The following is a 23,013-nucleotide window of genomic DNA, read 5'->3' as shown; positions in this document are numbered from 1 at the left end:
CTGTGAGCATCCGCTCGGGAGGTGTGGCGTGTCGATCGATGGTGATGTCGAGCAGCGCCGCCCCTCGCGGGCGGATTTCGTCTTTCTGGCGCGTCTTCCGGGTATCGGTACGCACACCGTGGCCAAGCTGCTTGAACGAGCTGACTGGCCACAGGGGTGGCTGGCGGCACTGCCGTCGCGCCTTGCCGCGCCTGTGCGGCTGTGGTGTGAGCGACCCGCATCTTCACCGCTTCATCAGCAGGTGATGACGGATCTTGCCTGGCATGCGCCAGAGCAGGGGCGTCATCTGCTGACCCCCGCCGATGCCGACTGGCCTGCCATGCTGGCGCTGTTGCCAGATCCGCCCATCGCGCTGTGGGCCCTGGGCAGGCGCTCCCTGCTCGAGCAGCCCATGCTGGCCATCGTCGGTGCCCGCAAGGCGAGCCCCGCTGGCATGACGCATGCGCATGACCTGGCCGCCGAGCTGGTCTCCCGGGGCTGGAGCGTTGCCAGTGGCCTGGCGCTGGGCATCGATGCCGCAGCGCATCAGGGGGCCTTGAATGCTGCGCAGCGCCTGGAAGCCGATGCCTATCCCGCGCCACCCTCGACTCTCGCCGTGCTCGGGTGTGGCGTCGACGTGACCTATCCTGCCCAGCACCATCAGTTGCGGCTCCGGCTGCTGGAGAGCGGAGGCCTGCTGCTGTCGGAGCATCCGCCTGGCACCGGGGCGCATGCCCGTCATTTCCCGCGTCGCAATCGTCTGATCACCGGCCTCTCGCATGGCGTGCTGGTGGTGGAGGCCACGCTGCGCAGTGGCTCGTTGGTCAGTGCACGTCTGGCGATGGAGCAGAACCGCGAGGTCTTCGCATTGCCCGGGCGGATCAATGACATCGCCTCCAGCGGATGTCTGGAGCTGATTCGTCAGGGGGCTACCTTGGTGCGTGATGTCGATGACATGCTCGCCGAGCTGAGCCATCTGATGCCGACGGAGCAGCGTCGCCCCTTGGCCAGCCCTCGAGGTGTCGTTGACTCGCCATCCACGCCTCGCGTCTCCTCCTCCCGTTCCGTGCCGACGGGGGCGCGCGGCAATGCGCTACCCGAGAATCTGCCGCTGCTGGAGGGGGACAGGCCTGTCGCGGAGACGTCACCTGTGCCTGCCCCGCTGTGTTATCTGAGTGCGATGCCACTGGCACTGGATCAACTGGTGGAGCTCTCGGGGACGCATGTGAGTGTCCTGAGCATGCAGCTTCTGGAGCTGGAGCTGGAAGGGCGTGTGGTGCAGGCGCCGGGAGGCTGGAAACGCCTGTAAGCCGTTCAGACATCCCGTCATGGCCCGTCGTGTTTCACGCAAGCTTGCGCAGCGAGCTGTCTCTAGACATCAAAACGCCCTTCAGCGCTGCCTCGGCGGCATCTGAAGGGCGTTCCTGTTTTCTGCAACCCTCAGGCGAGCGTGACTCGCCTGAGGGCGTTGCCGGCCATGCATGGCCGGCAACGTGAACTCACTTGCCTTGGCTGACGCTGCCGCTCTCGGGTTGCCAGGCATTCAGTGCCGCCTCGCGCATGGCACGCTTCTCTGCATCGCTTGCCCCCCAGTTGCCGTCATAGACGACACCTTCCCACTCGCCGTAGGTCGGGTTGGGCAGCATGATGAAGCGGCGTCCGAATTCACCGGCCTGCTTCTCGACTTCCGCGTGGCGTGCCGCGCTGGTGGCTTGCTGGAAGGCCTGATCGAAGTCCCCCAGGTTGTCACCCATCAGGATGACGATGTCGTGCTCGGCCGTGACGCTGGCGCGGCGTGCGGTCTTGTCGGAGCTGCCGGTACGCGGCATCACGTGCTCGGCATTCGCCTGCGGGAAGCCCAGTGCGGCGAGATTGTCGATGGTGGCCTGCTTGCCGACCGCCTTGCGATTGGTGATGTAGTAGACATCGACACCGCTGTCGTGGGCGTAGTTGAGGAAGTCGACGGCGCCCGGGGAGGCGGTGGAGACGGCGTCGTCTACCCAGTCCGCCCAGCTCTGGCTGTCGTAGGTACGGCCTTCGCGCAGCGCCCAGCCACCATAGCTGGTGGTGTCGAGCACGGTATCATCGACATCCACGACCACCGCGAGTGGCTTGTCCTCGGCACTGCGGCGCGCGAGTGCCAGATTCAGGCGATCATGCGCCACATTGAAGGCCTGCAGCGACAGACCATGGAATTCAGCACTGCGTTGTATCCAGAGGGTCGCCAGCATGGCCTGGTCGCTGAGTGGAGCGGCCTGGGCGGCGGCGGGGGCCCCACCTTCGGTGGAATTCAGGGAAGGCGTCTGTTCCACTGTCGGGGCTCCAGAGCTGGCACAGCCGGCCATCGTCAACAGGAGGGCGGCAGACGTACTGAGGGTCGCAAGACGGCGCATGAGGCAGGGGTTCCTTGTTCGGGAGGAGAGGGTGGATTCGTGGTGACCTGCGGTCATCGTGATCCAGGGATGATGCGATTGCGGGATGATGACGTGATGTCGGTGCCATCATAAGTCATGCCTGCGCGACTCAGCGTTGCGTCGGCCTCGCGCTGAGTGGCGTGGTAGAATCCGCCGACTGTCGATGCGGCGACAGGCAAGCCGCCTCGCCGTATCCCCTCTGCCAGTGTCCATTTCCAGGAGTCCGTGCGGATCATGAATGCCAGTGCTGTTTCGTTCGATCTTTCCGCGGTAGCGGCGGCTGCCGAGCATGTGCGTGGTGGCGGCATCGTCGCCTATCCCACCGAGGCCGTGTGGGGGTTGGGATGTGACCCCGACGATGGCGAGGCGTTGTCGCGCCTGATCCGGCTCAAGGAGCGCGATCCGTCCAAGGGACTGATCCTGATCGCCGGCGACGTGACGCAGATCGAGCCCTGGCTTGAAGGGATCTCCGAGCAGCAACGTGAACGGTTGATGGCCAGCTGGCCCGGCCCCTTCACCTGGCTGGTGCCTGACAATGGTCGCGCCCATCCGCTGCTCAAGGGAGAGCACGTGAGTCTGGCGGTACGTGTCAGTGATCATCCTCTGGTCCAGGCGCTGTGTGCGGCGCTGGATGGCCCGCTGGTATCCACCTCGGCCAATCGTGCGGGAGACGCTCCGGCGATGACGGCTGCCGAAGTGCAGGCTGCCTTCGGTGAGGCGCTGGCGGATGACGTGATTCTGACGGGGCCGCTGGGCGGCAATCCTCGCCCCAGTACCATTCGTGATCTGGTGACCGGCGAGGTCCTGCGGGCCTGAGCGTTCGCTTTCTTGATGCAGGTCAGGCGCGCAGTCGAGTTCGTCTGCCCGGCCCGCGCGGGAGGGGTATGCTGGCGCTTTCGTTTTCCTCGGCAAGCGCAGCGACGTTATCGTCGCTTTGACATCTTTCATTTTTCGATTCATCGGAGGCATCGTGGCACACGCCAATCTTGAAGACGTGAAGGTCTACCTGCTCGACCTGCAGGACCGCCTGTGTGATGCATTGCAAGCCTGCGATGGCAAGGCTGACTTTCGAGAAGACAGCTGGGAGCGTGCCGAAGGTGGTGGCGGCCGCTCACGAGTCATCGAGAATGGCGGTGTCTTCGAGAAGGGCGGCGTCAATTTCTCGCATGTCTTCGGTCATGAGCTGCCGGCCTCGGCGACTGCCGTTCGCCCTGAACTGGCGGGCCGCAGTTTCCACGCGGTGGGGGTCAGCTGGGTGTTGCATCCCCATAATCCGCATGTCCCGACCAGTCATGGCAACGTGCGCTTCTTCATCGCCGAGAAGGAAGGCGAGGAGCCGGTCTGGTGGTTCGGAGGCGGTTACGACCTGACGCCGTTCTATCCGGTGCTGGAAGATGCCCGTCATTGGCACCAGACCGCGCACGATGCCTGCATCGCCTTCGGCAGCGATGTCTATCCTCGCTACAAGGCCTGGTGTGACGAGTATTTCTATCTCAAGCATCGCGGTGAGACGCGTGGCATCGGCGGCCTGTTCTTCGATGATCTCAACGAGTGGGGTTTCGAGCGTTGCTTCGCCTTCCAGCAGTCAGTAGGAGACAGCTTCCTCGATGCCTATCTGCCCATCGTCGAGCGCCGTCGTGATACGGCCCATGGCGAGCGTGAACGTAACTTCCAGCTCTATCGTCGCGGGCGCTACGTGGAATTCAATCTGGTCTGGGACCGTGGCACCCTGTTCGGCCTGCAGAGCGGCGGACGCACCGAGTCCATCCTGATGTCGATGCCGCCGGTGGTCCACTGGGAGTATGGTTACCAGCCCGAGGAAGGTAGTCCCGAAGCCGCGCTCTATCGTGACTTCCTGCATGCCCGCGACTGGCTGGGCGAAGAGGCCTGATCGCGTCATTGGCCCTGATGTTTCACTGTGATTGTCACCGGAGTCCTGATGTCCCGCTACGCTGTATTCGGCAACCCGATTGCCCACTCGAAATCCCCGCTGATTCATCGTGCCTTCGCTGAGCAGCTCAAGGACTCCCTGAGCTATGAGGCGCGACTGGCGCCGGTGGATGACTTCGCGGCTGGCTGGGCCGAGTTCGTCGCTGAAGGCGGGCAGGGGGCGAATGTCACCATGCCCTTCAAGGAGCAGGCCTATCGGCTGGTCGAGGTATTGAGTCCGCGCGCTCGTCGCGCCGGTGCCGTGAATACTCTGCTGCTGGGCAAGAATGGCCAGCTGTATGGCGATACCACCGATGGCGTCGGGCTGACCCGTGACCTCGAGCGTCTCGAGGCCCCGCTCACGGACGCGCGTATCCTGATTCTTGGCGCTGGCGGCGCCGTGCGTGGCGTGCTGGAGCCTCTGTTGGCCAAGCAGCCTGCGGCATTGGTGATCGCCAATCGCACCGCTGCCAAGGCCAGCGCGCTGGCCGAGGACTTCGCGGACCTGGCGGGAGATGGCTGTCAGCTCTCCGGTGGCAGCTACGAGGCCATCGAGGGTCAGTTCGATCTGGTCATCAATGGCACCAGCGCATCGCTGGGCGGTGAGTTGCCGCCGTTGCCGGATTCGTTGTTCTCATCGCAGGCGCTGGCCTACGACATGATGTATGCCGCCGAGCCGACCGTCTTCATGCGCTGGGCCAGCGAGCAGGGGGCACGGGGCGAGGATGGTCTCGGCATGCTGGTGGAGCAGGCGGCCGAGTCCTACTTCCTGTGGCGCCACAAGCGCCCGGATACGGCACCCGTGGCGGACATGCTGCGCAAGATGCTGGTCAGCGGCTGACAGGTCGCTGAGGCAGGTCAGTCAGTGACTGCAGCCCGGGTGTCCGGGATGCATGCAGGAGCCGGCACTTCGTTCAACGACGTGCCGGCTCCTTGCGTTGCGGGGCAGAAAAGAAAGTGGATACCGAGGAGGTGGGTACGATTCTCAAGCGCTGGCAGCGGACAGCGCCGATGGCGTGCAGGTTTCCAGACGATAGCCATGTTGATACACGCTCTTCAGGCGCAGGCCACGCCGACCGTCGAGTTCCAGCTTGCGGCGCAGGCGACTGATATGGGTGTCGACGGTGCGGGTGGAGATGTCGCCATTGATCCCCCAGACCATCTCGAGCAGGTAAGCCCGCGAGAACAGCTCTCCAACATGACGCAACAGCAGCACGGCAAGCCGGTATTCGCGCTGCGTCAGATTGACGGGATGTTCGCCGCACCAGATGGTGTGCTCATCCTGTTCGATCCGGTACTGGCCGGGGAGCGCTTCCACTTCCTGCGATCCATTGCTGGCCTTGCTGTTGGCAAGGCGTCGTCCCAGCGCGGACACCCGGGCTGACAGCTCTCTGGGATTGATGGGTTTGCTCAGGAAGTCGTCGGCACCATGCTGCAAGGCATGCACGACATCCTCCTCTCCCTGGCTTGCGGTGATGAACAGGATCAACCCCTGCCAGCCGTGTTCATTGCGCAGCGTACGCGTCAGTTCCATGCCGCAGGCATCCGGCAGCTGCCAGTCGATGATCAGCAGGTCGAAGCTGCGTTCACGCAATGCGCGCAACAGTTGGCTCGCGCGTTCGAATCCTGCCACTTCATGCCCCTGGGACTCGAGACACAGGGTCAGATAATCACGTTGATCATGGTCATCTTCGAGAATGCCGATATGCATGTCGTTGCCTCCCTGCGTGGGTATGACCAGCAGTCTACGCGCCCCTTGCGTGAGACCGCGTCACAATGGTTCACGTTTGGCCCGACGATGGCGGCTTATACTCGTTTCCAGCTGCTCTCTTGCTGTCGTGCACCTCTGCTCATGGTGGCTCGTGATTGGCGATGATGCCTCGCGACGGTGAATCACTGGCCGTGATCAATGGCTACCCATGATCAACAGGAGTCTCCCTCATGCCTCTTCTCGTACTCTCACGCCGCTTCATTCTGGCGTCACGTCGCATGCGCCACTGGCTCCTGCTGATGGCGTTGTCGCTCTCACCCTTCGCCATGGCGCTGGAAGCACCGCAAGGGCCGGTCGTGCTGCGCGTCACGGGTGATATCCGTCACGTCAATGCCGGTGATGAGGCACATTTCGATCGCGCGATGCTACAAGCGCTGCCACAGCGGGAAACCGTGACCACCACGCCATGGCATGACGGTGAAGTCAGCTTCAGCGGACCGCTCGGTTCGGCACTGATGGAGGCGGTGGGCGTTGACAGTGGCACCATGCGCATCGTCGCGCTCAATGACTACGCGGCCAATGCCCCGGTGCAGGATTACTTCGACTACCCGGTGATACTGGCCATGCAGGCCGAGGGCAAGCGTCTTCGGGTACGCGACAATGGCCCGATCTTCATCATCTATCCCTTCAGCGAGCAGCCGGATCTCCTCAACGAGGAAATCATGACTCGCTCTGTCTGGCAGGTGAAGCGGATCGTCATCGAACGCTGAGCCCACATTCTCCGCTCCGTCTGATGAGCTCTGGCAGGATGCCTGTGCATGAATCCTCTTCGTTCTCTGCATTTCAGAACCGCCATCGCCATTGCCGCGACGCTGTTTTTCGTCTCGGCACTGGTGACTGGCGTGTTGGTCTACCAACGCCAGCAGGCCCTTGAGCACAAGTTGCGCGAGAACCTGATCTGGGCGGTCTATCAGTTCGACAGGGAGGTACGCGAGCTGCGCATGGTGGTGGCCGAGGAGCAGCAGTCTCCCACGCCACCGGAACTGATGGATGACAGTGAGCTGCTGTTGCGTCTGGACATCCTGTACAGCCGGGTACAGCTGCTGCAGAACGGTCAACTCGGCAGCATGCTGGCGGGGATGCCGGAACTGCATGTCCAGCTGCTGGCGATGCTGCCCAGAATCGAGGTGCTGGACAACGGCATCATGGAGCTTGCGAGTCGTCAGCAGCGTGAAGAGGCACTCTACGCGCAGCTGCTCAGTCGCCTGGTCTCTCTTCAGGAGCAGACAGGCAAGCTGCTGCTGGATATCAACGCGGAGGCTGCCTTGCAGCGCACGAAGGAGCGTACGGAGCTTCTCAATCTGTATGCACTCGCTCTGTCACTGGTCCTGCTGATGACCCTCAGCGGCACTGTCCTGGTGGTCGCTCTGATCGTCGAGAGTCGCGGGCGGGCCTCCAAGACCCGCAAGCTGGAGGAGCGTACTCAGGAGCTGGATGGCATGGTGCAGCTGGCGCAGGCCGCCAGTCGTGCCAAGTCGGAATTCATGGCGATCATGAGTCATGAGATACGCACGCCTCTCAACGGCATGGTCGGCGTATCGGACCTCATCGGTGAGGAAGTCTCGACCCAGCGTGGGCAGCAATATCTGGTGATGCTGCGTCAGAGTGCCGAGAGTCTGCAGGCCGTCATCAATGACGTGCTGGATTATTCCAAGATCGAGGCCGGCAAGCTGGAGCTGGACCGGCGCTGCTTCTCGCTGCCCGACTTTCTCGAGTCATTGTCCGCGCATTACACCCGTCAGGCAGACGGTGCCGGCAAGGGGTGCTCGCGCATCTTCCTGGAGGAGTGTGCCGATGACCTGCCTGTCTGGGTCGAGGGAGACGTCAATCGTCTGCGCCAGGTGCTGACCAACCTGCTCAACAACGCGTTCAAGTTCTGTCCCCAGGGGACCATCCGGTTGCGGGTATCGTCGCAAGAGGACGAGACCCTTCATTTCGAGGTCCACGACAGCGGTTGCGGTATCGCCTCTGACCAGGTGAGTCAGCTGTTTGCCCCCTTCACCCAGGTGGATACCTCGATGGCACGTCGCCATGAAGGGACCGGGCTGGGGTTGGCCATCTGCAAGCGGCTGGTGGAGGCAATGGGTGGAGAGATCGGCGTGGAGAGTCATCTTGGCCTCGGCAGTCGATTCTGGTGTCGCGTGCCGTTGCCGGTGCTGACAGCCTCCGAGGCCTGCCCCCAGCAGACGGCGAGGGAAGCCCCCTTGCCCGAGGCCCGCGTTCTGGTGGTGGAAGACAACGAGGTCAATCAGTCGCTGGCTCGCGCAATGCTGGAATATCTGGGGCAGCAGGTCACGATCGTCGAGGAGGGTGAGCAGGCGCTGGCCTGGCTGTCGCAGGCGGACCATGAGGTTGATCTGATCTTCATGGACATGCAGATGCCAGTGCTGGATGGTCTGGAGACGACACGACGCTGGCGTCAACGGGAAGCCGAGACGTCCGCGACCCGCCTGCCGATCATCGCGATGACTGCCAACGTGATGCAGGAAGATGCACGCCGTTGCATCGAGGCCGGAATGGACGGTGTCCTGCACAAACCCTTCACTCGTGATGACCTGCAGCAGGTGCTGCACCAATATCTGACGTCCCGCCAGCGGGAGATCCCCGTGGACGCTGGCGTGGGCTCTGGCGCGGAGTCTGACGCGAAATCTGGCACGGAAGTTCTCGCCATGGCGAGCCTGGCGGAGGAGCCCTCCGCCAGTGGCGTCAACGTGCCGTTGGCGGATGAGCAAGCGGCGCCGCTCGGTACGGAGCCGTCATCTGACGAGACACATGCTGGCGCTGATCCGGCCTCTGATCAGTGTGACCTGCAGGGCAACCCGTCATCGCTGCTTCAGCAGGCGACCTGTCAGGAGCTGCTTGCCACCCTGAGTCGCGAGGCTTACTCACGACTGTTGAGCAATTACCTGACGCGCCTCGAGGGGCGACTCGACGTGATGTTGACCCTGCTACAGCAGAGGGATCTCGGGGAGCTCAAGCGGGAAGCGCATTCCCTGAAAGGGGCCTCTGCTTCGTTGGGATGCAGCGGTATCGCCAGCGGTGCCAGGGCGTTGGAGGAGGCCGCGATCTCCGAAGACATGACCCGGGCCCATCATCATGTCGCCACGCTGCGCGCCTTGAGTGTGCCGACGCGCGACAGTCTTCTCGAGCAGGGATATCTGCTCTCCTGAAGGGCTTTTTCTCCTGAAGTGCCTTTTGCAGGAGCCCTCATGTGAGGGCGATAGGCGAGCGAAGGGAAGTGAAGCGGAAGAGAAAAGAGTGCAGGAAGTGCAGGGAGTGTAGGAAGTGCAGGGCTCGCAAGACAGAAACGCCACCCATGGTGACATGAGTGGCGTTTCTGTCTTGAAGGAGCATCCGCTTGCTTGAGTCGGCTTTCTTGATCCGGGCATGCGTTGATGGGAAGCCTGTCTGTCAGTGAACGGAAGGCGCATGGCGCTGGATGAGGGCACTGACGGCAGTGGGTGGGCAGTGGCTCCAGGCATTGAAGTCGGTGACTGTCATGGGTCGCGCGAAGAGATAGCCCTGGCCGAGATTGCAGCGAGTATCGCAGAGGTAGTCGCGTTGCTGTGTCGTCTCGATGCCTTCCCCGACGACAGCGAGATTGAGTCGCTGGCCAAGCTCGACGATGGTGCGCGTGATGGCACGGGCTTCCGGGTGGCTATCGCTGCGGCCGACGAAGCACTGGTCGATCTTCAGCTCGTCAAAGGGCAGATTGTAGAGCTGCATCATCGAGGAGAAGCCGGTACCGAAGTCATCCAGTGCCAGGCGATAACCGCGCTCGCGAATGGCGTTCAGGAGATGGCGGGCGTAGGTCAGACAGTCGATACCGCAACTTTCCGTGAGCTCCAGGGTGATCGTATGGGGGTCGACCTGATGCTGGCTGGCAAGCGCATCAAGCTTCTTCAGCATGTCACGCGAGCGCAGCAGTTGTGGGGAAAGATTGAGCGCCAGATTCAGCGTGAGGCCCTGTGATTGCCACTCCTGCTGCTGACCGAATCCCTGATTGATGACCTGCCAGGTAAGCGATTCGATGCGATTGCTGCGCTCCGCCAGGGCGATGAACTGGTTGGGCATGACCATGCCGCGCAGAGGATGCTGCCAACGCACGAGGGCCTCGGCGCCACTCAGCTGGCCACTGGCAAGATCGATCTTGGGTTGATAGACGAGATGCAGCTGCTGTTGGGCCAGGGCCTCATCCAGCTCCGCGAGCGTCAGCGGATTATGGTGTTCATCGAGATCATTGAGCATGGACGCCAGATGCTTGAGATCGAACGGCTTGCTGAGCTGTCCCAGCATATCCAGGCCACTGCGTCGGCCCTGATTGATCATCGCCTGCATGTCGTCATCGTGACAGGCGCTCATCAGAATGATGCCCGCCTCGACATTGCGCTCACGCAGATAGCTGAGAACATCAGCGCCGGTGAAGTCCCCCAGTTCATAATCCACCAGGATGAGGTCTGCCTGTAGGGAGGAAGGGTCACAGGCGATGTCCTGCAGTCCCTCACTTTCCATGCAGCTGAATCCGAAGGTGGAAAGCAGTCCGGCGATCAGCTCACGAAAGTCCGGATCATCGTCGATGATGAGTGCATGTCGCGTCATGTGATACATCCTTGGCTGGGGGCGAGAGGACGCTCACGGTGACATTTCTCGGGGGGTAGGTGAGCGCATGTCTGAAGACTAGCAACGTCGCCACTCACAACGCGTATATCGACACATTTGGCGCCACCTTTTTACATTCATGCGCCTGGTGGAGTCGTCCGGATTCAGAGTGGCGCACGGCGGTGAGACGTCGGGACACGAGATCGATGAATGCGCGGCAGAGATGCCAGAGGCGCCCGACAGGCGCCTCTGGAAGACGGGGACGTTCTCCTGCGTAAGCCGGCTCAGCGCAGCCTGTCGCAGTTGGGCTTCTCGCCGGCGGCCCGTGCCTGCTGGTAGGTCGGCAATGCGGTCTCGAGGCGCTCGTTGAGCGCGGTCATGCGCTGCTCGTCACTGGGGTGAGTGGACATCCAGACCGGAGGCTGAGCGCCACCGGAGGCGTTCATGTTGGCCCACAGCTTGATGCTGGCACGTGGGTCAAAGCCGGCTTCGGCCATCAGGTCCAGCCCCAGCAGGTCGGCCTCGGACTCATGTGAACGCGAGAACGGCTTGAGCACGCCATATTCGGCGCCCATGCCCAGCAATCCCATGAGCTGATCACCACCGGTGCCTTCTAGCCCGGCCAGTGCCTGGGTCAGGGAAAGACCTGCGGACGTCAGGGATTGGGTCGAGACGCGCTCATTGGCATGGCGGGCCAGCACGTGGGCGATCTCATGGCCGATGACGGTCGCCAGCTGATCCTGATTCTCGGCGACTTCCAGCAGACCGGTGTTGACGCCGATGTAGCCGCCCGGCAGTGCGAAGGCATTGGCAGAGTCATCCTCGAATACCTTGACCTGCCACTCGCTGATGCCATAGCTGGCGGGCACCTTGGCGGTCACGGCATCTGCTACGCAGCTGACATAGGCATCCTGGCGGCCTTCCACCACCGGCAGCTCCTGTTGGTACTTGCTGAAGCTGGCTTCTCCCATCTTCTCCAGCTCCTGATCCGAATAGAGCGTCAATTGGCTTCGGCCCAGAGGAGAACTGGCGCAGGCACTCAGGGTGACGGACGCCGCAAGAGCCGCCAGCGGGAGCAGACGGCGCAGGGCGCGGGGAGATGAGTGATCGAGCAATCCTGGCATTGAGGCCTCCTGGCAATGGTGACGATGACAACCTTCGAGTGCACGGCAAGGCGGTGCTGAACGTGCAAGAAACGTGCAGACAGCATAACCGGATAGGCGCAGTGGTGCAGTCAGCGAAATGATACGTTGCTGAGATCACAGCAACGTCAGGCCAGACGGACTCGCCGGGCATGAGATACTGGGCGCGATCTCATGGGCCTGCCACGGCCCTTGCCCCACGTACCTGACAGGGAGTCATCATGTCACCAGAGTTTGAACACCGCCTCTCGCAGTTGCTGGACCGTCTGGAGCCGATGCTGCCGCCGACGGCTGTCGAGGTGGACTGGACACGAGACGTCGCCGCCTTGTGGACCCGCCACCCCCTGGGCGGCCGCCTGACCCCGATCTCGCCGCGTGATGCCCTGACGCTCGAGGATCTGCTCGGCATCGCCCGTCAGAAGCGCGAGCTGCTGGCCAATACCCGCGCCTTCCTGGCGGGTCGGCCGGCCAACCACGCGCTGCTGTGGGGCGCGCGTGGCACCGGCAAGTCATCGCTGGTACGTGCGCTGCTCAACACCCTGGGCAGTGAAGGCCTGCGGTTGATCCAGATAGACCGTCACGACCTGCCGGCGCTGCCGGGGCTGGTCGCCGAGCTGGCACAACAGCCGCACCGCTTCATCGTCTATTGTGATGACCTGTCCTTCGAGGGCAGCGATGATGCCTACAAGGCGCTCAAGAGCGTGCTGGATGGCACCCTGACGGGCCCACCGGAGAACGTGCTGCTGTACGCCACGTCCAACCGTCGTCATCTGCTGCCGGAGCACATGAGCGACAATCACGACACCCATATCGTCGATGGCGAGCTGCATCATGGCGATGCGGTGGAAGAGAAGATCTCGCTGTCGGACCGCTTCGGCCTGTGGCTGGCCTTCCATCCCTTCAATCAGGATGCCTACCTGGAGACCTGTCAGCACTGGGTGGAATGGCGTCTCGGCGCGGGCAGCTTCGACGAGGCGGCGCGTGCCGAGGCGTTGCGTTACGCCACTCAGCGCGGGGTGCGCAGCGGGCGTGCTGCCTGGCAGTTCGCCAACCTGTGGGCGGGACAGAAGACGCTGGAAGCCTGATGCCATCATGTGACCGGGGTGTGCAGCACCGGCCACTGGCCTGAGGCAATGCGCCCAGACGAAGACGCCGCCCCTGCAGTCATCTGCGGGGGCGGCGTCGTTCAGGTGCGGAACCTGTTCAGAGCATGCGCGGCGGCTGTGATCAGCGGCGTTGCTTGCGTTCCTTGCGGGCTTCCTTGGTGCGCGCCAGTGAACGCTCTTTCGCGCGCTCGCGGTCATCGCTGCCCTGGGCACCGTCGAAGGGGTTGTCGCCTGAGCGGAACTCAAAGCGCATCGGCGTGCCCTTGACCTTGAGCACCTTGCGGAAGGTGTTGGTCAGATAGCGCTTGTAGGCTTCCGGCAGCTTGTTGGTCTGGTTGCCGTGCACCACGATCAGCGGCGGATTGGCGCCGCCCTGGTGCGCCATGCGCAGCTTGATGCGACGGCCGTTGACCATCGGCGGCTGGTGCGCCTGAGTGGCATCCTGCAGCAGGGTGGTCAGGCGCTTGGTCGACCAGCGGGCCACGGCACTCTCGAAGGCGCGGTCGATGGACGGGTAGAGGTCACCCACCGCCGTACCGTGCAGTGCGGAGATGAAGTGCAGGTCGGCGTAGTCGGCAAAGCCCAGGCGACGCTTGATCTCGGAACGCATCTTCTCCTTGGCTTCGCTTTCCAGGCCATCCCACTTGTTGACCACCAGCACCAGAGCGCGACCGCTGGTCAGCACGAAGTCCAGCAGGTGGAGATCCTGCTCGACCAGTCCCTGACGGGCATCGAGCACCATCACGGCGACGTTGCACTTCTTGATCGCTTCCAGGGTCTTGATGATGGAGAACTTCTCCACCACTTCGCGCACGTTCTTGCGGCGACGGATCCCCGCGGTATCGACCAGCAGATACGGCTTGCCACGACGCTCGAAGGGAATCTCCACGGCGTCGGTGGTGGTGCCGGCCTGATCAAAGACGACCACGCGCTCCTCGCCCAGCAGGCGGTTGACCAGCGTCGACTTGCCGACATTCGGGCGACCGATGATGCCGATGCGCACGCCGCGGTCATCCAGCTCCGGATGCAGGTCCTCGTCTTCGCCTTCCTCGACTTCCGGGTAGGGCGAGAGCACCTCTTCCAATAACGTGGTGACGTTGCGGCCATGCTCGGCGGCGATGGCGCGCGGGTCACCCAGACCCAGGGTCCAGAAGTCGGACTTGCCGATTTCCTCGTCCATGCCGTCGGTCTTGTTGACCACCAGCCAGGTCTTCTTCTGGTTGATGCGCAGGTGGTTGGCGATGGCTTCATCGGCCATGTTCAGGCCGGCGCGCGCGTCGACCATGAACAGCACGATGTCGGCCTCATCGATGGCGGCCAGCGACTGGCCCGCCATCATCAGGTCGATACCTTCCTCGTCACCGCTGATGCCGCCGGTGTCGATGACGGTGTAGGGCTTGCCACCGACCTTGCCGGTGCCGTACTTGCGGTCACGGGTCAGGCCCGGGAAGTCGGCGACCAGGGCATCACGGGTCTTGGTGAGGCGATTGAATAGCGTCGACTTGCCGACATTCGGGCGGCCGACCAGGGCGATCACGGGGTTCATGAAATCTCACAGCATTCGCAGGGATAGCATCGATGCCGGCCCCGGGCGGTCTGCTTCGAACCATGACGGCTGGAAAGCACCTTGTGCAGGCAGGGCGATAGCGATGATATCGGACTTGGGTCACTGAAGGGCGTCGTCGGCAGGCGCCTGACGAGGCGTGTCTCCAGTATGGCCCGCAGAGTGGGCCTTGGCACTCTCTGCGGAAATGATCTCGGGGCTGAGTTCAGCGAATCTGCCGACACCTTGGCGCGTCAGCCGACTCGTGTGGTCAGCGGGGGCGGTATTCTAGCACTGCGAGCATGACGCTACCAATGGCGTAGACGGCATTGCGTGCCCACAACGCATCAACGGCAGCACTGGGGCTGCCGTTGATGCGTTGCAGAAGCTTCCCGACCAGACTCAGGGAGCTTCGAGATCCAGTGCGGTCAGCTCGCCATCATTGGTGTAGACGAAGATGCGCTTGCCTTCGGTGAGCGGCGTGATGCTGATGCCGTCGCCACCGACGTCGTAGCGGCCAGCCATTTCCCCACTCTGGGCATCGATCAGGTGCACGTAGCCTTCATAATCTCCCACCACCAGCTTGCCATCGATGAAGGCGGGTGAGGTCAGCCAGCGACCCTCGAGGTCTTCCGATTTCCACAGCACGTTGCCGGTGTTGGCATCCATCGCCAGGATGTGGCTGGCGTTGTCGATGCTGAACAGGTAGTCACCCACGACGATCGGTGTCAGGTAGCTGGAGGAAGGCTTGTCCCACAGCGGCTCGCCATTGCGAGCATCTAGCGCGATCAGGCGGCCGTTGTAGCTGGTGACGTACAGGCGACCGTCACGGGTCAGCACCGGCTGGCCATCCAGATCCACCAGCTGATCCACTTCGGTACGCCCGGAGGGCACCGCGACCCGCAGGTCCCACAGCTCCTGACCCGAGCGGTTGTCCAGGGTCACGAGCTTGCCATTGGCGAAGCCGGCGAAGGTGACCGGCTGGATGACGCGCGGTGCGCCGGTGCCGCGCAGCGTCAACGCGGGGATGGTCGCGGAATAGACCCACTGTTCCTCGCCGGTGAAGCGATCCAGTGCGGTCACGCTGCCATCGACGCTCTGCACCACGATCAGCTCCTCGTTGTACTGAGGTGCGGCCAGCACTTCGCTGGAGACTCGCGTGCTCCATTCGATGCTGCCGTCCTGCTGGTCAATGGCGCTGACCTTGCCATCGCGGGTACCGACATACAGGCGAGACGGGTCGGCATTCAGTGCACTGGTGATGCCGGCCGGCAGGGTGATCTGCCAGACCTCGTCGCCGGTCTTGGCATCGAAGGCCTCCAGCTCACCCTCTTCTGCCGCCACGAACAGCCGGTCATTGGCCACGATGGGGGCCAACGGGTAGTGAGCGCGACCCAGGCCGTTGCCGACCGATTCGCTCCAGGCGGAATCCAGCGCCACCGTGGCATCGAAGTCGACGAGTTCCTTGGGGGCATACTCTGGCTGGGCACTGCTGGCGCAACCGGCCAACAGGCTGACGGTCAGCAGTGACACAGGCAGCGACAGGCGGTGATTCAGTTTCATGACGGGCTCTCCACGGCGAGGTCGGCGAGTTTCAGATCCAGCCCGTAGACCGGCTGGCCGCTCTGCTCGGACAGGCGGCTGGCTTCTTGATAGGCCGCGACGGCTTCATCACGCTTGCCTTGTGCCACCAGTGCATCCCCGCGCACGGCGGCGGCCTGTGCCGCGAGGGTCGTGGGCGGGTTCTCCAGCAGGCTCAAGGCCTTGTCCTGCTCGCCGAGCTCCACATGGAGTCGGGCCAGACGCAGGCTGGCCAGCCCCTTGAGATAGCTGTCGGCGTCGCTGTCCACCACGCTCTGCAGTGCCTTGGCGGCAGCGTCGAGGTCATCGGCCTTCACCGACATGCTGGCATCCAGCAGGTGGGCCATCTGGGTATAGAGACTGTCGGCGTGCTCGCTTTCCAGCTCACTGATCAGGTTGCGTGCCCGCTGGACACCCGCATCTTCCAGCGTGGGCTGACTGACGAGGCTGATCAGCTGCTGATAGCGCATGGAGGCTGCCTCGGACTGACTGGCCTCGTAATTCTGCCAGGCCTTGAAGGCAAAGATGCCGGCACCGGCCAGCACGACACCGGCGATCAGTGACTTGCCGTTCTCGCTCCACCAGCGCTTGATGGCCTCAAGCTGTTCTTCTTCGCTTCTGAGCTCTTCCGCCACGGGCGGTCTCCTTGACCTGGCCGGTACGCCGGCACATGCATTCGGGAGGCGGGGCGCACTGGCCCCGCCGGATATTCACTGGCTGTCTCAGGCGCTGAAGACACTCGCGAGACGCTCGCCGAGGGCGCGCTGATTCAGGGTTTCCTGATCACGCTCCTCGCGCAGGAACTTGAGTCCCACGGTCCCTTCGATGACTTCATTCTCACCGAGAATCAATGCCACGCGTGCGCCGCTCTTGTCGGCCTTCTTCATCTGGCTCTTGAAGCTGCCGCCGCCGCAATGCAGCACGAGGCGCAGGTCGGGCAGGGCGCTGCGCAGATCTTCGGCCAGACGCATGGATTCGGCTTCGGCCTGCTCGCCCATCGACATCAGATAGACATCGACGGTCTCACGCACGGCCTCCGGGACCAGTTCCAGTGTCTCGAGCAGCAGGATCAGGCGCTCGACACCCATGGCGAAGCCGACCGCCGGTACCGGCTTGCCGCCCAGCTGTTCGAACAGGCTGTCATAGCGGCCACCGGCACACACGGTGCCCTGGCTGCCCAGTGCGGTGGTGGTCCACTCGAACACGCTGCGCGAATAGTAATCCAGGCCACGTACCAGGCGCGGATTGATGACGTACTGGATGCCCGCCGCATCGAGACGTGCCTTGAGGCCCTCGAAGTGCACGCGGGAGGCTTCATCCAGGTGATCGCCGAGACGCGGCGCGGCATCGACGACGGCGGCCATGTCCGGGTTCTTGGTATCGAGAATGCGCAGCGGATTGCTGTGCAGGCGACGCTTGGCGTCCTCGTCAAGCACATCCAGATGCTGCTCGAAGTATTCGATCAGCAGGTCACGATAGGCAGCACGTGCTTCCAGGCTGCCCAGTGAGTTCAGTTCGAGCGTGACGTGCTCCAGCAGGCCCAGCTGACGCCACAGGCGTGCCGAGATCAGGATCATCTCGGCATCGATGTCCGGGCCATCCATGCCGTAGGCTTCGACACCCACCTGATGGAACTGACGATAACGGCCTTTCTGCGGGCGCTCGTGGCGGAACATGGGGCCGGCATACCACAGGCGCTGGATCTGGTTGTGGACCAGACCGTTCTCCATCGCCATGCGCACGCAGCTGGCCGTGCCTTCCGGACGCAGGGTCAGGCTGTCGCCGTTGCGATCCTCGAAGGTGTACATCTCCTTCTCGACGATGTCGGTCACCTCGCCGATGGAGCGCTTGAACAGCGCCGTCTGCTCGACGATGGGCGTGCGAATCTCGCGATAGCCGTACTGGCCCATCAGGGTCTGCACCTGGTGTTCGAAGTATTGCCATACCGGTGACTGGTCCGGCAGCAGGTCGTTCATGCCACGGATGGCCTGGATCTTGGTGCTCAACGTTCTCTCCTGAATCCTTGCGCATCTCCCCGCGGCAGCGGCATGCAACAGCATGACGACAGGCGGGGAGACGAAGGCGCATCGTGATGATGCGCAAGCCGGCTGAGACGTGCTCAGCCCTGGCGGATGATGGTATCGGCCTCACGGGCCTCTTTTTCGGCGACCTTGTCTCGAATCAGACGTTCCAGATCATCGACGAGCGTGTCGTTGGTCAGCTTGCTGGCCGGCTTGCCGTCCAGATAGACCAGATTCGCCGGGCTGCCGCCGGTCAGACCGACATCGGTCTCCTTGGCTTCACCGGGGCCGTTGACGACACAGCCGATCACCGAGACGTTCAGCGGCGTCAGCACGTCCTCGAGGCGATTCTCCAGCTCGTTCATGGTCTTGATGACGTCGAAGTTCTGACGTGAGCAGCTGGGGCAGGCAATGAAGTTGATGCCCTTGGCACGCAGCTTGAGACTCTTGAGCATGTCGAAGCCGACCTTGATCTCCTCGACCGGGTCCGCGGCCAGCGAGACACGAATGGTGTCGCCGATGCCGTCCATCAGCAGCATACCGAGGCCGATGGAGGATTTCACGGTACCGGAACGCAGACCACCGGCTTCGGTGATCCCCAGGTGCAGCGGCTGTTCGATGCGCGTGGCCAGATCGCGATAGGCGGCGACGGCCATGAAGATGTCGCTGGCCTTGACGCTGACCTTGTATTCCTGGAAATCAAGGCGGTCGAGGTGATCGATGTGGCGCATGGCGGATTCGACCAGCGCGGCCGGCGTCGGTTCGCCGTATTTCTTCTGGAGGTCCTTTTCCAGGGAGCCTGCGTTGACGCCGATGCGGATCGGGATACCGTTGTCACGTGCGGCACTGACCACGGCACGCACACGGTCTTCACGGCCGATGTTGCCCGGGTTGATGCGCAGGCAATCCACGCCGAGCTCGGCGACGCGCAGGGCGATCTTGTAGTCGAAGTGGATATCGGCCACCAGCGGGATGTTGCTCTGCTGCTTGATGCGACCGAAGGCTTCAGCGGCATCCATGTCCGGCACGCTGACACGCACGATATCGGCACCGGCATCCTCGAGGCGCTTGATCTGCGCGACGGTGGCGGCGACATCGTTGGTGTCGGTATTGGTCATGCTCTGCACGGAAATCGGTGCATCGCCGCCGACGGCGACGTTGCCGACATGAATCTTGCGCGAGACGCGGCGCTTGATGGGGGAGTGACTATGCATGGGATTCCGGATCATTCACCGAGTGTGAGTTTGGCGACGGTGCCGCGTGTGGCGCTTTTCAGATCAACCGGCTCGTTCATGTATTCAAGGACGACGCCCGCGGATTTGCCGATGGTGAGCTTGAAAGGCGGCTTGCCTTCCAGCGTCTTGCTGCTGCCTGGCGGGTTGGTGCCGTAGAGCAGTTTCTTGCCATCAGCATCACGGATGTCGGTCCAGGAATCCGTATTGAAGGTCAGTGTCAGCTTGCGCGGGTCAGCGGCAGGGGCGGTAGCTTCCTGTACCGCTTGCGGTTCTGTCGTGTCCTCTGCGCCGGCAGCCACGGTGTCGCTTGCGGTGTCCGCCGCGAGGCTGGCATCCGCCGGCGTGGTGCCGGTTTCGCTGACGTCGCCGCCAGTCGTGGCCGGAGTCGCGCCGGGTGTCGTCGCGACGGATTCGCCGGTGCTGGCCTCCCCGGCATCGTCAGCGGCAGGCGCTGCTGCCGTCTGGGAGAGGGTCAGCTCGATCGAGCCATCGGCATTGACGACCGGTGAGCCATCGTCGGTCGCGCCTTCGCTGAGGGGAGCGGCGTCGGACGTCTCTGACGGTGAGGTGCGTCCATAGTCTCCACTCTGCCACCAGACGTAGCTGAGGCCGATCAGTCCGGCGATGACCAGCAGGCTGACGAGTCGAAACAGGTACTTGCCCAGCTTGCCGGGCGGGCGCACCGAGGGGCTCATCGCAGGAGGATGGCGCTCCACCTCGGTGGTGCCGAACTGGGCATTGTACTGGCCGACGACCGCTTTCTCATCCATGCCCAGCAAGCGGGCATAGGCGCGCAGGTAACCGCGGCGGTAGGCCGCGATGGGGATCTGGTCGTAGTGGTCGCGTTCCAGGTCATCGACCAGACTGGGGCGCAGGTTGAGCTGTGTTGCCACTTCATCACGTGACAGCCCCTGATGCTCCCGCTCAGCCTTGAGAAGCTTGCCAGGCAGTGTGTCGCTGACGGGCATGTCAGGGGAGGGCTGATGTTCGCTCATGGCGCATCCTTGTAGGGAAGAACGGACGACCGGATACCTGTCCGGGCACTCTTCCGGTATTGCTGTGAACAGTTACTGTAAACAACTGCTGTGAACGATGGTCGTGAAAACGGGTGACTGCCAACAGGAGTGACCATCCGCTCCGGCTGTCGAGCTGACATGCCACGACGGTGACGTGACCTCGTCGGCGATGGCAAGCCGTCATGCCATGTTGACGTCGGCACTATACCAAGGCCGGGCCAGAATTTTCACCGGCATTTCGGTCTTCCGGTGCCTCAACGAAGCAACCTGTCGCCGAGTGACGCCCGGTGAGCCGGGGGCGCAGGGCGTTTCCCGCGTCACGCCACGCCCGAGCCCCGGTTTCATGGTGTGCGGATGACCGCGCGTCCGGCCTCACGTGTTCTGATCTGCTCCAGCTGTCGGCCGTAGAGGTCCGCCAGGCGTGCATCACCGCGTGCCACGGCGACATCCACGGCCAGTTCCAGACTGTCACTGTCGGTGCCGTTCAGTCGGAAATATCGGCTCAGCGCCTGCTGGGCAGCGTCATCGTCACCGGCTTCATGTTCCATGCGCGCCTTGGCGAGCCACGCCTCGGCTTCCCGCGGGTTGATCTTGACGGCACGATCGAAGTTCGCCCGTGCCTCGCTCGTCTTGCCCAGCTGCAGCTGACAGCGCCCCAGGTTGGTGTAGAGCTGGCCGCGGTTGTCATAGGTCAGATCCTGCGTGGCTTTTTCCAGCTGCTCGCAGGCGGCGACGTATTCCCCGCGCGAGTACAGGAATGCCGCATAGTTGTTGCGTGCCCGCGTGAACGAGGGGTCACTGGCGATGGACTGCTTGAAGTAGTCATCTGCCAGCACGTTCTCGCCCTGACGCTGATAGATCATCGCCAGCCCGGCCTTGGCTTCGGCATTCCCCTGCTGCAGCTTGAGTGCCTTCTGGAAGGCATTGTCCGCGCGTTGCAACTGATTACGACTCAGATAGGCCTCGCCAAGTTCCACATAGGCCGTCGATGCCTTGTTGTCATCGGGGGCCGCGTAAGGGTCATTGGTTTCCACGCGCGTCGCGCAGCCCGACAGGGTCAGGCCGGCAAGACTCAGGCACAGCAGCATGCCGCGAACTCGCGCCGTGGCGCCGCGGCGGGAAAAGCGATGAAGTGGCAGACGACTCGACATGCAATCCTCGCGAGATAAGGCTCGTGATCTGCCTGCGGGCGAGGATCGCTGCAGGCAACAGAAGCGCCTCCATCAAAGCGCTGCACTCCAGACAAGTCAAGGCGGGTTTGTCAGGCAGGGCGGTGGGGGTCGTCACAGTCGCGCGGCAGGCATCCCCATGGGCCATTTGCGGCTTCCCCGCGCGAAAACGCCAGCCATGAAAAGCTCATGGCTGGCGCTGGGAGTCACCGTGGTGGCCTCAGGTATCTGGCCCCGACAAGTGCTCTGGCTCAGTCGGCGTCGAGCTGGATGGCGTTGATGTAACGCTCGGCGCGACGGGTGCGGTCCTTGACCTGACCGACCAGCTGGCCACAGGCGGCGTCGATGTCATCGCCACGTGTCGCACGCACCGGGGCGGTGTAGCCCAGCTCATAGAGACGCTGCTGGAAGCGCATCACCTGATTGCGTGACGGCTTCTCGTAACCGGAATGCGGGAACGGGTTGAACGGGATCAGGTTGATCTTGCACGGCAGCTCGTCGAGCAGCGCGGCCAGTTCCTCGGCGTGCTGGATCTGGTCGTTGACGTCCTTGATCAGGGTGTACTCGATGGTGACGATACGCGCGTCGTCACACTTGGCCAGGTAGCGATGGCAGGAGTCGAGCAGCGCGCGGATGTTCCACTTGCGGTTGATCGGCACCAGCACGTTGCGCAGTTCATCGTTGGCCGCGTGCAGCGAGATCGCCAGGCTGACGTCCATCTCGTCGCCGAGCTGGTCCAGCTTGGGCACCACACCGGAGGTGGAGAGGGTGACGCGACGCTTGGACAGGCCATAGGCGTTGTCGTCCAGCATCAGCTTCATTGCCGGCACGACGTTGTCGTAGTTCATCAGCGGCTCGCCCATGCCCATCATCACCACGTTGGTGACCGGACGCTTGCGGGTGTCCTTGCGGTCTTCGGCGCCACGGGTGGCGACCCACACCTGGCCGATGATCTCGGCGGCGGTCAGGTCACGCTCGAAGCCCTGCTTGCCGGTGGAGCAGAAGCTGCAGTCCAGCGAGCAGCCGACCTGGGAAGACACGCACAGGGTGCGACGATTGCCGTTCTCGGACGGAATCAGCACGGTCTCGACATAGCTGCCGTCGCTGACTTCCAGCACCCACTTGCGGGTACCGTCCTTGGACTCGCCTTCATAGACGATGCCCGGCGCGCGAATCTCGGCGACCTGCTTGAGGCGTTCGCGCAGGGGCTTGGCGAGATTGGTCATCTCGTCGAAGCTGTCGACGCCTTCCTGGTGAATCCATTTCATCACCTGGGTGGCGCGGAATTTCTTCTCGCCGATGCTCTCGAAGAAGGCTTCCATCGCCGGGCGCGGCAGGCCAAGCAGGTTGGTGAGCTTCACGTCGGCAGGTGCCGCGGCATCGGTAGCGGTTGCAGTGGTATCAGTCATGGTCTCGGGCCGGTCGTGTCAGGGATGGGCAGGCGTCAGCCACAAGGATAGACGTCTGCAGGGTGGCGCTGTCAGCGGAGGTGGCGATGAATCGCGGAC

Annotated in this window: 19 protein-coding genes; 7 read left to right on the top strand and 12 right to left on the bottom strand. The window is 63.1% G+C overall.

Translation table 11 applies throughout. The annotated features are described in order from the left end of the window. Nucleotides 1-28 precede the first annotated feature (28 nt). Nucleotides 29-1,288, top strand: a complete 1,260-nt coding sequence (gene dprA / locus HXS66_RS14545; RefSeq protein WP_255303289.1) for a DNA-processing protein DprA — start codon at nt 29-31, stop codon at nt 1,286-1,288. A gap of 190 nt (nt 1,289-1,478) precedes the next feature. Here dprA and HXS66_RS14540 read toward each other — a convergent pair whose 3' ends face one another. Then, nucleotides 1,479-2,372 carry a 5'-nucleotidase, lipoprotein e(P4) family gene (locus HXS66_RS14540; protein WP_176503938.1) on the bottom strand — a complete coding sequence of 298 codons (894 nt, stop codon included), beginning with the start codon at nt 2,370-2,372 and terminating at the stop codon, nt 1,479-1,481. Nucleotides 2,373-2,627: 255 nt separating this feature from the next. Here HXS66_RS14540 and HXS66_RS14535 point away from each other — a divergent pair, with 255 nt between their 5' ends. The 3 genes from HXS66_RS14535 (at nt 2,628) to aroE (ending at nt 5,163) form a co-directional block, all read left to right on the top strand. After that, complete coding sequence (locus HXS66_RS14535) at nt 2,628-3,209, top strand: L-threonylcarbamoyladenylate synthase (protein ID WP_077380089.1); 582 nt, start codon at nt 2,628-2,630, stop codon at nt 3,207-3,209. A 154-nt stretch (nt 3,210-3,363) separates the two neighbouring features. Then, a complete protein-coding gene (gene hemF, locus HXS66_RS14530) occupies nt 3,364-4,284 on the top strand; it encodes an oxygen-dependent coproporphyrinogen oxidase (protein WP_077380086.1) in 921 nt (306 codons plus the stop codon). Nucleotides 4,285-4,329: 45 nt separating this feature from the next. Further along, nucleotides 4,330-5,163, top strand: coding sequence for a shikimate dehydrogenase (aroE, locus tag HXS66_RS14525; protein WP_103751502.1), 834 nt, complete (start codon nt 4,330-4,332; stop codon nt 5,161-5,163). Between the two features lie 144 nt (nt 5,164-5,307). On the opposite strand, the gene HXS66_RS14520 is transcribed toward aroE, so the two are convergent. Beyond that, nucleotides 5,308-6,033, bottom strand: coding sequence for a response regulator transcription factor (locus HXS66_RS14520; RefSeq protein WP_077380082.1), 726 nt, complete (start codon nt 6,031-6,033; stop codon nt 5,308-5,310). 230 nt (nt 6,034-6,263) lie between these two features. On the opposite strand from HXS66_RS14520, the gene HXS66_RS14515 reads away from it, so the two are divergent. Then, a complete protein-coding gene (locus HXS66_RS14515) occupies nt 6,264-6,803 on the top strand; it encodes a hypothetical protein (protein WP_240499648.1) in 540 nt (179 codons plus the stop codon). A gap of 48 nt (nt 6,804-6,851) precedes the next feature. Then, nucleotides 6,852-9,263, top strand: a complete 2,412-nt coding sequence (locus HXS66_RS14510; protein WP_176503937.1) for an ATP-binding protein — start codon at nt 6,852-6,854, stop codon at nt 9,261-9,263. A 241-nt stretch (nt 9,264-9,504) separates the two neighbouring features. Here the strand turns inward: HXS66_RS14510 and HXS66_RS14505 are convergent, their stop codons facing one another. Both HXS66_RS14505 and HXS66_RS14500 read right to left on the bottom strand, forming a co-directional pair. Further along, on the bottom strand, nt 9,505-10,692 hold the full coding sequence (locus HXS66_RS14505; protein ID WP_164850252.1) for an EAL domain-containing response regulator: 1,188 nt from the start codon (nt 10,690-10,692) through the stop codon (nt 9,505-9,507). A 284-nt stretch (nt 10,693-10,976) separates the two neighbouring features. Continuing rightward, a complete protein-coding gene (locus HXS66_RS14500) occupies nt 10,977-11,816 on the bottom strand; it encodes a M48 family metallopeptidase (protein WP_170877501.1) in 840 nt (279 codons plus the stop codon). A gap of 239 nt (nt 11,817-12,055) precedes the next feature. Between HXS66_RS14500 and HXS66_RS14495 the strand changes: the two genes are divergently transcribed. Continuing rightward, nucleotides 12,056-12,919: an ATP-binding protein gene (locus HXS66_RS14495; protein WP_176503936.1), complete on the top strand. Its 864-nt coding sequence runs from the start codon at nt 12,056-12,058 to the stop codon at nt 12,917-12,919. A gap of 142 nt (nt 12,920-13,061) precedes the next feature. On the opposite strand, the gene der is transcribed toward HXS66_RS14495, so the two are convergent. The 8 genes from der to rlmN form a co-directional block, all read right to left on the bottom strand. Continuing rightward, nucleotides 13,062-14,486, bottom strand: coding sequence for a ribosome biogenesis GTPase Der (gene der, locus HXS66_RS14490; protein ID WP_077380074.1), 1,425 nt, complete (start codon nt 14,484-14,486; stop codon nt 13,062-13,064). A 399-nt stretch (nt 14,487-14,885) separates the two neighbouring features. Continuing rightward, nucleotides 14,886-16,046 (bottom strand): outer membrane protein assembly factor BamB, encoded by a 1,161-nt coding sequence (gene bamB / locus HXS66_RS14485; RefSeq protein WP_077380072.1) that lies wholly within the window; start codon nt 16,044-16,046, stop codon nt 14,886-14,888. Continuing rightward, nucleotides 16,043-16,699: a tetratricopeptide repeat protein gene (locus HXS66_RS14480; RefSeq protein ID WP_084207900.1), complete on the bottom strand. Its 657-nt coding sequence runs from the start codon at nt 16,697-16,699 to the stop codon at nt 16,043-16,045. Before HXS66_RS14480 ends, bamB begins: the two co-directional genes overlap by 4 nt. An 87-nt stretch (nt 16,700-16,786) precedes the next feature. Continuing rightward, nucleotides 16,787-18,070 (bottom strand): histidine--tRNA ligase, encoded by a 1,284-nt coding sequence (gene hisS / locus HXS66_RS14475; RefSeq protein ID WP_255303288.1) that lies wholly within the window; start codon nt 18,068-18,070, stop codon nt 16,787-16,789. A gap of 113 nt (nt 18,071-18,183) precedes the next feature. Beyond that, a complete protein-coding gene (ispG, locus tag HXS66_RS14470; RefSeq protein ID WP_077380065.1) occupies nt 18,184-19,299 on the bottom strand; it encodes a flavodoxin-dependent (E)-4-hydroxy-3-methylbut-2-enyl-diphosphate synthase in 1,116 nt (371 codons plus the stop codon). 11 nt (nt 19,300-19,310) lie between these two features. Continuing rightward, nucleotides 19,311-20,315 (bottom strand): RodZ domain-containing protein, encoded by a 1,005-nt coding sequence (locus HXS66_RS14465; RefSeq protein WP_176503934.1) that lies wholly within the window; start codon nt 20,313-20,315, stop codon nt 19,311-19,313. Between the two features lie 362 nt (nt 20,316-20,677). Next, a complete protein-coding gene (gene pilW / locus HXS66_RS14460; protein WP_077380061.1) occupies nt 20,678-21,487 on the bottom strand; it encodes a type IV pilus biogenesis/stability protein PilW in 810 nt (269 codons plus the stop codon). A gap of 269 nt (nt 21,488-21,756) precedes the next feature. Then, entirely contained in the window at nt 21,757-22,914 is a 1,158-nt protein-coding gene (rlmN, locus tag HXS66_RS14455; protein WP_077380059.1) for a 23S rRNA (adenine(2503)-C(2))-methyltransferase RlmN, read from the bottom strand. Between the last annotated feature and the right edge of the window lie 99 nt (nt 22,915-23,013).

It is taken from the genome of Cobetia sp. 5-11-6-3 (assembly GCF_013374055.1).
GTDB classification, from domain to species: Bacteria; Pseudomonadota; Gammaproteobacteria; order Pseudomonadales; family Halomonadaceae; genus Cobetia; species Cobetia marina.
This window is presented reverse-complemented; position numbering and strand designations above follow the sequence as displayed.

What these genes read in the sequence shown, in the direction of transcription:
- HXS66_RS14500 (WP_170877501.1), bottom strand. Translation starts at nt 11,816, where the DNA reads ATGCCAGGATTGCTCGATCACTCATCTCCCCGCGCCCTGCGCCGTCTG.
- rlmN (WP_077380059.1), bottom strand. Translation starts at nt 22,914, where the DNA reads ATGACTGATACCACTGCAACCGCTACCGATGCCGCGGCACCTGCCGAC.
- HXS66_RS14505 (WP_164850252.1), bottom strand. Translation starts at nt 10,692, where the DNA reads ATGACGCGACATGCACTCATCATCGACGATGATCCGGACTTTCGTGAG.
- HXS66_RS14535 (WP_077380089.1), top strand. Translation starts at nt 2,628, where the DNA reads ATGAATGCCAGTGCTGTTTCGTTCGATCTTTCCGCGGTAGCGGCGGCT.
- HXS66_RS14520 (WP_077380082.1), bottom strand. Translation starts at nt 6,033, where the DNA reads ATGCATATCGGCATTCTCGAAGATGACCATGATCAACGTGATTATCTG.
- HXS66_RS14465 (WP_176503934.1), bottom strand. Translation starts at nt 20,315, where the DNA reads ATGAGCGAACATCAGCCCTCCCCTGACATGCCCGTCAGCGACACACTG.
- HXS66_RS14540 (WP_176503938.1), bottom strand. Translation starts at nt 2,372, where the DNA reads ATGCGCCGTCTTGCGACCCTCAGTACGTCTGCCGCCCTCCTGTTGACG.
- der (WP_077380074.1), bottom strand. Translation starts at nt 14,486, where the DNA reads ATGAACCCCGTGATCGCCCTGGTCGGCCGCCCGAATGTCGGCAAGTCG.
- HXS66_RS14510 (WP_176503937.1), top strand. Translation starts at nt 6,852, where the DNA reads ATGAATCCTCTTCGTTCTCTGCATTTCAGAACCGCCATCGCCATTGCC.
- HXS66_RS14495 (WP_176503936.1), top strand. Translation starts at nt 12,056, where the DNA reads ATGTCACCAGAGTTTGAACACCGCCTCTCGCAGTTGCTGGACCGTCTG.
- HXS66_RS14515 (WP_240499648.1), top strand. Translation starts at nt 6,264, where the DNA reads ATGCCTCTTCTCGTACTCTCACGCCGCTTCATTCTGGCGTCACGTCGC.
- bamB (WP_077380072.1), bottom strand. Translation starts at nt 16,046, where the DNA reads ATGAAACTGAATCACCGCCTGTCGCTGCCTGTGTCACTGCTGACCGTC.
- pilW (WP_077380061.1), bottom strand. Translation starts at nt 21,487, where the DNA reads ATGTCGAGTCGTCTGCCACTTCATCGCTTTTCCCGCCGCGGCGCCACG.
- ispG (WP_077380065.1), bottom strand. Translation starts at nt 19,299, where the DNA reads ATGCATAGTCACTCCCCCATCAAGCGCCGCGTCTCGCGCAAGATTCAT.